At 42.5% G+C, this 11,970-nt stretch carries 10 protein-coding genes and 1 pseudogene; 6 read left to right on the top strand and 5 right to left on the bottom strand.

Translation table 11 applies throughout. From position 1 onward, the window contains the following. Positions 1–33: 33 nt before the first annotated feature. The 3 genes and pseudogenes from F6K49_RS29200 to F6K49_RS29190 all read left to right on the top strand — a co-directional run bounded on the left by F6K49_RS29200 (position 34) and on the right by F6K49_RS29190 (position 2,169). Complete coding sequence (locus F6K49_RS29200) at positions 34–243, top strand: hypothetical protein (protein WP_293102247.1); 210 nt, start codon at positions 34–36, stop codon at positions 241–243. Between the two features lie 10 nt (positions 244–253). After that, positions 254–985 (top strand): DNA/RNA nuclease SfsA, encoded by a 732-nt coding sequence (gene sfsA, locus F6K49_RS29195; protein WP_293023037.1) that lies wholly within the window; start codon positions 254–256, stop codon positions 983–985. Positions 986–1,212: 227 nt separating this feature from the next. After that, positions 1,213–2,169, top strand: a pseudogene (locus F6K49_RS29190) (IS630 family transposase). Between the two features lie 96 nt (positions 2,170–2,265). Here the strand turns inward: F6K49_RS29190 and F6K49_RS29185 are convergent. After that, entirely contained in the window at positions 2,266–3,441 is a 1,176-nt protein-coding gene (locus F6K49_RS29185; protein WP_293102245.1) for a hypothetical protein, read from the bottom strand. Positions 3,442–3,694: 253 nt separating this feature from the next. After that, a complete protein-coding gene (locus tag F6K49_RS29180; protein WP_293044775.1) occupies positions 3,695–4,189 on the bottom strand; it encodes a VOC family protein in 495 nt (164 codons plus the stop codon). Between the two features lie 345 nt (positions 4,190–4,534). Here F6K49_RS29180 and F6K49_RS29175 point away from each other — a divergent pair, with 345 nt between their 5' ends. Continuing rightward, the gene (locus F6K49_RS29175) at positions 4,535–5,140 is read left to right on the top strand and encodes a methyltransferase dimerization domain-containing protein (protein WP_293102243.1); all 606 of its coding nucleotides are present in this window, start codon (positions 4,535–4,537) and stop codon (positions 5,138–5,140) included. Here F6K49_RS29175 and F6K49_RS29170 read toward each other — a convergent pair. Then, entirely contained in the window at positions 5,073–6,284 is a 1,212-nt protein-coding gene (locus F6K49_RS29170; protein WP_293079622.1) for a transposase, read from the bottom strand. The genes F6K49_RS29175 and F6K49_RS29170 overlap by 68 nt on opposite strands. 138 nt (positions 6,285–6,422) lie before the next feature. Between F6K49_RS29170 and F6K49_RS29165 the strand changes: the two genes are divergently transcribed. Beyond that, the gene (locus F6K49_RS29165) at positions 6,423–6,899 is read left to right on the top strand and encodes a methyltransferase (RefSeq protein ID WP_293072325.1); all 477 of its coding nucleotides are present in this window, start codon (positions 6,423–6,425) and stop codon (positions 6,897–6,899) included. 214 nt (positions 6,900–7,113) lie between these two features. Here F6K49_RS29165 and cobA read toward each other — a convergent pair whose 3' ends face one another. Continuing rightward, positions 7,114–8,775 carry a uroporphyrinogen-III C-methyltransferase gene (gene cobA / locus F6K49_RS29160; protein ID WP_293102235.1) on the bottom strand — a complete coding sequence of 554 codons (1,662 nt, stop codon included), beginning with the start codon at positions 8,773–8,775 and terminating at the stop codon, positions 7,114–7,116. A gap of 453 nt (positions 8,776–9,228) precedes the next feature. After that, positions 9,229–9,720, bottom strand: coding sequence for a hypothetical protein (locus tag F6K49_RS29155; protein ID WP_293023053.1), 492 nt, complete (start codon positions 9,718–9,720; stop codon positions 9,229–9,231). 1,141 nt (positions 9,721–10,861) lie between these two features. Between F6K49_RS29155 and F6K49_RS29150 the strand changes: the two genes are divergently transcribed. Then, a complete protein-coding gene (locus F6K49_RS29150) occupies positions 10,862–11,623 on the top strand; it encodes a class I SAM-dependent methyltransferase (protein ID WP_293102232.1) in 762 nt (253 codons plus the stop codon). Positions 11,624–11,970: the final 347 nt, after the last annotated feature.

Raw genomic sequence — 11,970 nt, 5'->3', positions numbered from 1 at the left:
GGTGGGGGGATGGGGAGAGGGGGGGGTGGGGAGATGGGGAGATGGGGAGATGGGGAGATGGGGAGATGGGGAGATGGGGAGATGGGGAGTAAGATCAGTTTTCCCTCTTGCCGATTCCCGATTCCCTCTTGCCGATTCCCGATTCCCTCTTGCCGATTCCCGACTCCCGATTCCCGACTCCCGATTCCCGACTCCCGATTCCCGACTCCCGACTCCCTTAACCAATTAACCATTAAAAACTAACAAATATAACATGACTAATGACAATAACTTGATTTACTCCTACCCACCCCTAAAAGCTGGAACTTTACTCAAACGCTACAAACGCTTTCTTGCGGATATTGAACTGCCATCAGGGGAAATTATTACTGCTCACTGCGCCAATACTGGCCCAATGATCGGAGTTTCAACTATTGGCTCTCCTGTACAAGTGTCCCATAGTGATAACCCAAAGCGGAAGTTACCATACACTTGGGAAATGATTCAGGTCAAGGACAATGAACCCACTTGGGTAGGGGTTAATACGGCTTTACCTAATCGAGTGATTAAGTTAGCGTTGGAACAAAAACTGATTCCCGAATTAGCGGACAGCTACAGCGAAATTCGCCCTGAGGTGCGTTACGGAAAAGAACGGAAAAGCCGCGTGGATTTTTTACTGACTGGCTCAGAGCGCCCGATTTATTTAGAAGTGAAAAGTGCTACCTTAGCTGAAGAGAATCGTGCTTTATTCCCTGATACAGTTACTACTCGTGGACAAAAACATCTGCAAGAACTGATGGCAGTACTTCCCGAAGCACGAGCCGTGATGCTTTATTTTATTAATCGTGCTGATTGTTTGCACTTTTCCCCTGGTGATAAGTATGATCCAGACTATGGTAAACTCTTAAGAGAAGCAGTTAGCAATGGTTTGGAAGTGTTGCCTTGTCGCTTTGAAATTACCCCGTCAGGAGTTCGCTATTTGGGGTTAGCAACCTTTGAGTGTTGATGGTGTTAGTAGGTTATAGCAGTTCTCAATTATTATTTATTGGTAATGGGTAGTTTACAATTATCAATTCCCCATTACCATAACCCAAAAATCCACAGACTCTTTGATAAGTGATTAACTGGATTTGATCTAATCTTTAATCAAATTCAACCTTAGGAAACTATGCCAGTATAGCGGTTTTTAAGCTAGTAAGGTACAATAATGATGATACATTCTAATAAAAAACCATGAAACCCTACTCCGTTGATCTTAGACAAAAAATTATTGATGTTTATACTCAAGGTAATATCTCTCAACGTCAGCTTGCTAAACAGTTCAATGTTGCCTTAAGCTTTGTTCAAAAATTACTCAAACAGTATCGGGACACTGGAAATATTGCCCCGAAAATTCGCACTCAACAAACTCCGACAAAACTTAAGCCAAAACAATTAACGATTCTCAAAAATCTGGTGACCATGACTAATGACGCTACTTTAGAAGAACTGCGGAACATGAAGCGCGAAAGAAACCGGAGTTTTCATTGGTATTTCCACAGTATATAGAATGCTAAAGCGTCTAAAAATAACCCGAAAAAAAAACACTGTACGCCACAAAAAAAGGCACAGATGAGGTACAAAAACAACGTTTACATTTCTGGGAAAAGGTTAGGGATATTAACGAAAAAGACCTGATTTTCCGTATTGGAATCCGGAGTGAATTTAGCAATGGTTCGTCTCTTTGCTCGCTCTGAACAGGGTCAACGTGCTTATGGTCAGCGCCCTTATAGGAAAGGTCAAAATCTTTCACTCATTAGTGCCATAAGTTGTGAATCTATCCTCGCCAGCACCTGTTTGTTGGGAAAAACTGATGCCATCACTTTTGAAGCTTTTATTTCTCAAAAATTAGTCCCTAAACTTTGGAGTGGAGCTTGTGTAATCATGGACAATTATTCAATTCATAAAGGAGATGAAACTAGAGATTTAATTGAAGCAACGGGTGCTAAATTAATCTATCTTCCCACTTACTCCCCTGAATTTAACCCGATTGAACATTGTTGGTCAAAGATCAAAAGTATTTTACGTAAAATTGGTGCAAGAACTTATCTTGATTTAGTAGAAGCTATTGAATTTGCTTTTAATCAAATCTCCCTTAAGGATATTCGTAATTGGTTTGCTCATTGTTGTTATTGTACCTCATTAGACTAAAAACCGCTATAGCAAATTCAAAGGTTTTGAAGTGAATGCCTTGTTGGTTCTTCCGATCCTGTTATCCTAAATAGGATCGGAAGAGCGACTTGATCTTTAGGGCAATAATGTTACTGCCTCTCGGTCTGCATACCGTAGCATGGCTTCATAAGGAGTTAATCCTGAAGATGCTGATAATGCTTTAATTTCAGTGACTAAAAACTTAACCACATCCCTGACGACTAGGTGAGCTAGAGGTTTATCGAAAGGAACACCTGCATTGCTTTGCCGCCAGAACCACTCTACCCGAGAGGTTAACGCTCCTCCCAATGTCAAAACTTGACCAGGTAAGGCGAAAACGCCATGTTGCTGAACTCGCTGCATTAGTTCAGCACCTGCTTCACCTCCAGGAATTGCCATATTATGAGCCAGGAGTAAGGTTGTACCCCTGGGCATTGTCTCCCAAAAAGAGTTTTCCAATTCCTGTCCAACGGTAGTAGCAACAATTAATCCTCCTCGCTCCAAACAATCTGTAGTGAAGGCTTTTTGCTTGGAGGGAAGCTTTAATAAGTTATCTGGAGGGACAATTCCACTATTAGGATCATCATACACCAGATCACAAACAGCTACATTTTGGTATGTCTCTCGCAAAAAGTACTTCAAAACGTCAGAACCCATGGCTCCCACTGCCCCAATTAAGGTAACTCGGTCTTCTTTCTGTTGTTGGAAACCAAGGGTTTCAATCGCTGAGATAATACCTGTTGCTGAGTAGGAAGATTTACCACCACATCCTCCCTGATCACAATTAATGCCGAGAGAATGAGGAGTAAATCGGTTCAAAGTATCCGCCAAACCAGCAAACCGACCAAAATCCGGAGTCAACTTGATCTTGCCTTGTTTTTGATTGAGGGATTCGCCAATGTGTTGAAAAATTGGTGAAATGGTAGAATCCCAATCTGGATGTTCTGGATTAACAAGGATGTCAGCAGTATCTTGGTGCTTGGGTCTGATTACGCAGCGAGCACCACCAACTTTGCTGTCCAAGAAACCTCCAGGAAGTCGATCGCTATAGTGGTTTAAAACACCTTTGCTTAATGCTGCATTGATCAGTTGATTTTTCAGGGCACTTTCAGACCACATCAATCGCTCGCAGATTTGCTTAGCTTCTGACTCCTGAGTATTAGGAGTTACCATTCGCGTTCCCCCATAAGAGTAGTTTACGGTTGGATTATTATCATTTGCGATAAATATTTCAGCCAAATCATGATCTAACTTTTCGATTGTATTAGCCATTATTTATTGATTGCTCTTTCTAAAGTTCAAACCCAAGTATCTAAGTCAAAAAAATACTCATTAACCCCTTACTATCCAACTAGTTTATAGTAAAAAAAATCTGGATAGGGTGTTACAGGCATAAACAAGCCTTAACTATAGCAATCCTAAATCATTTGTAAAATATGCAAAATCGTAAATTCTTACTGGGCAAGGGTTATAGCGATAGCTTCGCCGAATATATTTCACGAATCATATAGGATTGCTATATACTCTAAGACGGGTTGGCTATCTTCTCCATAACAACTGCTTCAAAGTCTTGTATTTTTGTAAAAGGCTTGAACATTTGCTCGGGGTTCTTAAAAGCCTTAAATTCCAGAACATTCCCACAAGGATCGTGAAAATAAATCGTTCCTTGTTCTCCATTTTTGCCGACAAAACGTACTCGTGGTCCAATTGTAAATTCGATGCCTTGTTCCTTTAAACGTTCAACTAAGCTTTCCCATTCTTCCCATTCTAAGATTATGCCAAAATGACGAACAGGGATGTTTAAAGGAGTTTGATCTCGATCAACGTGGTTGCTAGGTATATCTCGCGTTGCCTCCTGGGGGTGTAAATAGGCTGAAACGGAATTACCATAGAGGTTAAAATCAATCCATAAATCTGTACTACGTCCTTCTTTACAGCCAATCACACCACAATAAAATTGGCGTGTTTCTTCAAGGTCGGCAACAGGAAAAGCTAAATGAAAAGGTTTAGATCCGGTCATACAGAACTCAGTATTAGATTTAGACTGTGATTTGATTTAATTAATTCAATCACCGATATCATTAAACAGTTTTTTTGTATCTTCCTTCATTATCTTAACGAAAACTTTATTTTTTTTACTGTTCTTAATTATTCAGGTTGTGGGGTTGACAAAAAGGTAAAAATGAGCATGGTAATCCCTGAGGGGGTGACATGAGCCCCCTCAGATACCTGATGACCTAATACCTATAGTGGAAGATTGTCTGCCGTTTTATGAGAAATTATATCAAGAGGTATAATTTGGCCAATTTAACTAGCTCTAACACTATCTGACAATAACGTGGATGTAGATTTAGGATAAGTATAAATGAAGGACACCATCGACAATATATGTTTTAGCTTCTGGAACTCTGCGGTTCTCAGAGCGGCGATAAAACTTGGAATATTTCCTTTACTGGAACAACCTATTTCTGCCCGAGAAGTCTCCGATCACCTCAAAGCTAATCCTGGTTTTGTCGAAGCTTTTCTTGAATCCTGTGCTGGATTAGGTCTGCTGGAAAAAGAAGAGGGTAATTTTAAAAACTCTCAAGTCGCTTCTAAATTTTTAATACCAGACAAGCCAGAGTATCAAGGTGATTACATCGTCCATATTACCAATTTCTGGTACACTTGGGGCAATCTAGACCAGCTGATCCGTGAAGGTAGACCAGATTTTCCCTTTGAGAATGGTTTTGTTGATGCTGCTACCTATTGGACAAGCTATATCAAAGGTCGGCATAACCTAGCTATGGCAGGACAAGGAGCGGTCCTGGCTGAATATACTAACCTGAACAATAGGCGTAAAATGCTGGATTTAGGAGGAGGCTCTGGAAGCTACAGCATTGCTCTTTTTGACACTCCCCGGTCTAAAGACGCGGGGATTCTTCACTCAACGACCCAGCTTGCTGATCCTGACCGGAATCAAGAACAGTAGAGGCCAGATCTCCTGAAGAGTTCGGGTCTATAACCCAGGTTCCGGTGTGCCCCACCGTACCCAAGGCTTTTTTTAGAATATTGATCGCAGCATTGTGGTCGCGGTCTAATTCACAACCACATTTGCAGGTGTGAGTTCTGGTTGATAGTGATTTCTTCACGACCTCGCCGCATTCAGAGCAATTCTGGCTTGTATAAGCAGGATTCACTGCAACCGTGACCCTTTCAAACTTCTTGCCAAAATGCTCTAACCATTTTCTAAATTGATGCCAACCTGCGTCATTAATAGATTTAGCAAGACAATGGTTTTTAACCAGGTTTTTAACCCTCAAGTCTTCATAGGCTACCAGGTCGTTAGACCGGATTACGCAACGTGCAAGTCTCTTTGCATGTTCTTCACGCTGCCTACTTATTTTGAGGTGCTGTCTACCTAATCTATTAATGGCTTTTTTACGATTGGATGAGCCTTTCTTTTTACGAGAAACTCGACGTTGATAAAACTTTAGACGCTTTTCACCTTTCCTGTAAAAGCGTGGGTTAGGTTCAGTGCCTCCTCTGGAATCGGTATAGAATTCTTTTAGTCCTACGTCTAATCCTACAGTTGCATCTGCGGGTTCCAGTTGTTCATTTACATCGACAGAAATGCAAAATTGAACGTAGTACCCGTCAGCCCTTTTGACTACTCTAACCCGCTTGATTTGCTTCTTGTCAAAACGCCACAAGTCCCAGGTACCCTTGAGTTTTAGTTTCCCAATTCCTTTCTTATCACTAAAAGTAATTGATTTTTGTTCAGAAGATAACTTCCATCCTGACTGTTTGTACTCAACCGACCTACAGTGCTTTTTAAAGCGGGGATAACCTTTTTTCCCAGGGATTTTCTTCTTGCAGTTTTCAAAGAAGCGAGATATTGATGACCATGCCCTTTCAGCGGCAGCTTGTCGGGCAGTAGAGTTTAACTCATTGGCAAAAGGGAATTCTTTCGCTAACACCTTAGAGTACTTACTAAGATCGTATTTTCCTGTTCCCTTGTTGTCCATCCATAAACGAATACAACTATTCCGAATGAACTTAACTGTCCGAATTGCCTCGTCTATGGCTTTATATTGGGCAGCTTTGCCGTATGCTTTAAACTCTAAGATGATCATCAGAACTCGACCTATTATGTTATATTTTTATATTAACTTGTTTAGCGTAATCCGTCAAGTCGTGACTTAATCTTTTTCACGGCGACTAAAGTCGCTACCTGGCTTTCATCCCCGGTTTAAAAACACGGGGCTTTCAGCCTGGAGCAGTTCCGTAATGCTAATCCTGATTTAACAGCTGTAGTTGTCGATCTCAAAGAACCTTTAGAAATCGCCCTCAGCCTCTTGAAGCAATACAATCTCCAAGAGCGAATTACCCTATGGTCGGCGGATTTTCATACCACTGAGTTTGATCCCGACTATGATGTCGTTCTGCTTTCTGCAGTCTTGCGTCATATATCTCCCGAGCAATGTCTGAGGCTATTGTCCAAAGCTTACGATGCTCTATTGCCAGGTGGATTGCTGATCGTGCAGGAGTTTATAAATCCAGAAGATAATCCTAAGCAGTCATTGCGCAGTACAATGATGGAACTGTACTTAATGATTGGCTTTCATTCCGAATCGGGCAATCGCTCTAAAGAAGAAATTGCCCTATGGCTCGAAAAGACAGGATTTAAAAATATTAAGGTTATTCCTTTGCCTACACAAACAACTCTCATCCTTGGGGAAAAGCCCTAATATCAAGTCTGCTTGAATACCCATAATTAAGGAGAGGGTGGGAGGTGTGGGGAGATGGGGAGATAGGGAGATAGGGAGATTTTTATTATTAAGGGTAATTATTCTGAGATGATATAAAACTCCTATTTCTGGCAAATAAGGCTGTTTAGTAGGGATTGAAACAGGCAAGATGCCTGTTCCACGCCTGATGCCTGTTCCACCAATCAGATGCACCCTATGTCTTTCCCCCTCTCTCAGTCTCCCATGCCACAATCGCCTCAGTTAAACCTTCTAAAGTATATTCAACTGCTTCTACATCTACCCTACCTAGCAATTGGCGACAGCTTTCGGATGTTTGGGGACCAATGGAAGCGATACAGACATTGTCTAAAAGGGAATGGAGAGTGTTTAAGGGTGCAGATTGTTCGCGGTCGGCATTAGAGTAGGGTTGGTTAGTGTCCGTTGAAGCGTTAAAGGATTGGTTGAGAAGTTTGTAAAAATTATTCACGGTTTTAGAACTAGCAAACGTAACAATATCTATTGCTCTCTGTTGCCAAGCATCTAAAATAGCAGGAGCCATGTAATCTGGACAACCAGACTCATAGGCAGCAACTTCTACCACTTGAGCACCTTTTTCCGTTAGTTCTTTTACTAACACCTCTCGCCCACCGGTTTCGACTCGGGGGAAAAGCACTTGTTTGTTAGTTAAAGACTCTGGAAAATGTTCCACCAAAGAATCAGCTACAAAGTTTGGTGGGATAAAGTCGGGTTGTAAATTGTGTTGTTTCAGACTGGCAGCAGTTTTCTTACCCACCACAGCAATCTTAATCCCGACTAAAGCACGGGCATCTTTACCATTATTCAATAATCGTTTAAAAAAGTAATCCACCCCATTGCTAGAGGTGAGAATCAACCAATCGAAGTTAGCGAGATTAGCGATCGCATAATCTAATCCAGCCCAACTAGAAGGAGGAGTAATCACCAAGGTGGGCATTTCGATAATAGTCGCTCCTTCTTGTTCCAGGAGCTGGTTAAATTTCTGGGATTGACTAGCGGAACGGGTGACTAAGACGGTTTTTCCAGTAAGCGGCTTAGTAGTTTCAGTTGCCGGTTGATGCTTGTCTTGACAACCTTGACTGTTCAACTCGTCTTGCAACTGGTCTTGATCAGGTAATCCCATAAATGCCCTTAACCCCACTACTTCACCAACTACAATTACCACAGGTGAGAGGGAGATACCAAGGGTTTGGTTTACAATAGTGCCTAAGGTACCCAGCCAAACCTGTTGCTGGGGGCGTCCACCATTCCGAATCAGAGCAATGGGAGTCTGATGCGATCGCCCATAGTGTTGCAGCTGTTGGACAATTTCCCCTAGATGACGTCCTCCCATTAAAATCGCCAAGGTGTCGATTCTTGCTAGTGCTTCCCAATCTAGTTGCTCTGGCTGATGAGCAGTGACAACGGCAAAGCATTTGCTCAAAACGGAGTCTGTTAAAGGAATTCCCGCTAGTAAGGGAGCGGCTAGGGCTGAGGAAATGCCTGGTATCACCTCAAACTGACACTCAGCAGCAATCAATGCCTGAATTTCTGAGCTAGAGCGCCCGAAAATAAAGGGGTCACCACTTTTTAGCCTGACGACTTGCTTGCCTTGTCGGCATTGGTCTACTAGCAGTTGGTTAATCCTAGCTTGGGGTGTAGAAGGGCGTCCACCCCGTTTCCCCACATCAAACAGTTGACAATCACAGGGCACCAGTTGCAATAAAAGGGAATCTACTAGAGCATCATATACCAACACTTCAGCTTCAGTCAGTAGTTGTTGCCCCCTTACGGTTAAGTAGTTAACATCTCCTGGACCAGCACCTACGATGTAAATTTTTCCCTTTTTGTGATTAGTCATTATATAGCGGTTTGCAATTGCTGTTAGGTACAAAGTTCTGGGTTTTTAGGGAGCAGGGAGCAGGGAGCAGGGAGCAGAGAAGAGGTAATAGGGAATAGCGATGCGCTGCATCAAGAGGTGCGACCCGTGGCGAATTTAATTCTTAATGCGGAAAGCGCACCTAACAGGGAATCAATGTCAAAGAATAGTGTAGCTCATAACTGCGATAAACGCTAAGCGCGTTTGTATTTGAGATGTAAATCTAGGAATTTTTTTTATTGTCCAATAAAACTCCGGATCTCTTTGCGAGCCTGGGAGCAGGGCTGTTTCTTGCGTCGCACCTAAAAACTCTTAAAATCATTCCATTATTAAGCAACGCCAAAATTTTTGGTGAGCGGTGGCACAGTACATTAAAACGAAGCACCATGTCTCTCGCCCATCCGCTCCACTGAAGTGTTAGCTTGCTTCTGAAAGTTATTCAAGCCAGCGAAAAGCACGGCGTAACTCAGCAGCACCGTTATTCTCATACCAACCACCGTGAGATAGGATAACTTTTTCAGGGTTCCACTGAAGCATTCGCTTTAAGCAGCTACGGGACTGCTCCTTTTGTCTCCAAAATGTCATTCGCAAATCCAATGCAGTTTTTCCATCAGGATCGACAATGCCAACTAACTTAAGCAGCCGACCAAACTGCTTACTAACTTTATTGAGTTCAAAGTTTTCAATGAGATCGGTAAGAATGACAGTAGAACTCTTCCGGTGAAAAAATACAACTTCATCCATGAATCGACTACCCCGGAAAATTAATTGGTCTAAATCTGTGACCCACTGAGGCGGCGGTTCATTTTCCAAATCGGCATTAAAACTAACTTCAATTTTCTGTTGTGCTGCGCGATCGCGGACACCTGGGGATGCCCATGCTATGGCCTCTGGATAAGCAAAGCGCCCAGGTGCCAATGTGAGCATAGTGAATTTTGTTGGGTGAAATGAGGTGGCGCACTGAGCCAAGAGAGTCAATTTGAGCTTTGAGTTCTCGAGTCAATTCTGTTGGTGAATGGCACCATAGCTCACTGTTGCTCAACCGCACAATAGTCATACGTGTTGGAAAAGGAATCTTTGCCCCATACATTGACATCTGTACAATTGGGCCATCCTTCACCAATCTGTTTAAGGATATTGATCGGTTCATATAGCTCGATCGCATCGTGTCTCATAGCTACTCACAGAGGTAAAGTAAGGTGAATTACACAGATGATGTGGGGGTTTTGAGAGTAAAACTGGCAGGAATCGCACTCTGGAATTTTCATGACCTTGGAGGAAACGGATAGTTCTGCTCAAGTAGGATGCACCGTATCAAGCACGGTAGCATCTTCTCAGCCTCACCTGGTTCGCGAGGATACTTCTCGCTCTCTTGGACTACGTGGGCGCTGGCGACCGTTGCACCACCGGTAGTACCTACACGAAGCTCAACCTTGTAGATCAGGTATCCCGTCCAACTTCGATGGAAAAACAGCGTGGGTTCGTCGAAGTAGATAAACCACTTATCTTCCATTTCGCGCGGAATGAGACCCAAACGTATCCGATTCACCTCCGCTGGCGTAAACTCGTCTTCGTATGTTATCGGCACAAATTCCCCCTTCGAAGGACTGGTCTTCCAACTGTCTCTAGTTGCTGCTTTCATGACGATCTTAAGCCTAACTATTTATTATACGGAAACTTTCCATCTATCACACCAAACAATCCAGCTAAATCAAGGGTTACAGATACTTTAATTATAACATCAATAACTTTTCCGGATACAGACTATATCAATTAGCATCTTCTGGGGCTGTATCGTTTTACCCTTACCATCTTAAGCCTCTCTTTTTCTTGCGCTTACCCTGGCTTAACAGCCCTGCCCGTGAAGAGGGATCCGCTGGTGCATCTCATTTTTGTACAAACATCATTCATTAAGTTTTGGGATTTTGCTTGCTTGAGGTTATCTTCACAACAAGTTAGCCAGGCTGATACTGATGTGCTGAATTTGAAAAAGATAGACTGTATTCAAACTGCGATTAAGAATATGATATCCTAATAGTTGGCTAAATTAAATTAGAGGCAAAGGACTTTGGTTACAGAATTTAAAGACTACTTCTCAAAGCAAGCAAATGATTATAGAAACTATAGACCTCATTATCCAAAATATTTGTTTGAGTATTTAGCTGCACTTGTACCTGATCGTCAAGCAGCGTGGGATTGTGCCACTGGTAATGGTCAAGTAGCCTTGGGCTTAACCCCTCATTTTCAAAAAATTTATGCTACAGATGCCAGCGAAAAGCAAATTATTCATGCATTTCATCATGATAAAATTAACTATTCTGTGGCAGTGGCCGAAAAAGTCGGGCTAGGGAATCAATCTATAGATTTAATAACTGTTGCCCAAGCTGTTCATTGGTTTAATCTAGAAAAGTTTTATCAGGAAGTGCAGCGAGTTTCTAAACCTGGAGGAATTATTGCTCTCTGGGGCTACTGGTATTTTGAATTACCTCCAGAAGAAAATCACATAGACCAAATGTCTAGGAATTTTTTCACCACAGTGGTTGACCAGTATTGGCCAGAAGAAACAAAACTACTGCTTCAAAATTATCAAACCATTCCTTTTCCTTTTGCTGAGTTAAAAACACCTATTTTAACAATTGAAACCCAATGGAACATGGAAGAATTTCTGGGATATTTGACTACTTGGTCTGCTATTCAAAAGCTTATCGCTGTTCAATCCCAGGAACCAATCTTGGAATTCTCCAACCGTCTAGTCGAGGCTTGGGGCGATCCCGAGAGGAAAATTATATTGCAATGGCCATTACATATGAGAGTTGGTCGGATAGAGTGAACTACCCCTGGGACTAGGCTCACAGGGGTAGGTTTTTAACAAAGACGTGAGGTGTGGGTTGTGGGGTGTGGGGTGTGGGGTTTGGGGTGTGAGGGATAAGAAAGCGATGCAGCCCCCGACCGGTCTGGGGTTGGGGGTGGGTTTGACCCAAGTGTAAAAAACCTACCCTTGCAAAACTCCCTATTCCTCTGGCTCCATCGGCAGACTTATATCTAAAACTATTAGAAACTTAGCATCAGGCAGCAGCTGTTTCAGGGTCTGGGAATAACCTTTGGCATCACAATAGTAGCGGAACCGAGCGAAAACGACTGGTGGCATCGGTGGTAATAGGCGAACCATGACCCATG

It is taken from the genome of Moorena sp. SIO3I6 (genome assembly GCF_010672095.1).
The sequence above is the reverse complement of the archived record's forward strand: the minus strand, read 5'-3'. Positions and strand labels throughout refer to the sequence as shown.

Excerpts from the sequence above, each read along its gene's own strand:
- cobA (WP_293102235.1), bottom strand. The coding sequence starts at position 8,775 with ATGACTAATCACAAAAAGGGAAAAATTTACATCGTAGGTGCTGGTCCA.
- sfsA (WP_293023037.1), top strand. The coding sequence starts at position 254 with ATGACTAATGACAATAACTTGATTTACTCCTACCCACCCCTAAAAGCT.
- F6K49_RS29180 (WP_293044775.1), bottom strand. The coding sequence starts at position 4,189 with ATGACCGGATCTAAACCTTTTCATTTAGCTTTTCCTGTTGCCGACCTT.
- F6K49_RS29170 (WP_293079622.1), bottom strand. The coding sequence starts at position 6,284 with ATGATCATCTTAGAGTTTAAAGCATACGGCAAAGCTGCCCAATATAAA.
- F6K49_RS29175 (WP_293102243.1), top strand. The coding sequence starts at position 4,535 with ATGAAGGACACCATCGACAATATATGTTTTAGCTTCTGGAACTCTGCG.
- F6K49_RS29200 (WP_293102247.1), top strand. The coding sequence starts at position 34 with ATGGGGAGATGGGGAGATGGGGAGATGGGGAGATGGGGAGATGGGGAG.
- F6K49_RS29185 (WP_293102245.1), bottom strand. The coding sequence starts at position 3,441 with ATGGCTAATACAATCGAAAAGTTAGATCATGATTTGGCTGAAATATTT.
- F6K49_RS29155 (WP_293023053.1), bottom strand. The coding sequence starts at position 9,720 with ATGCTCACATTGGCACCTGGGCGCTTTGCTTATCCAGAGGCCATAGCA.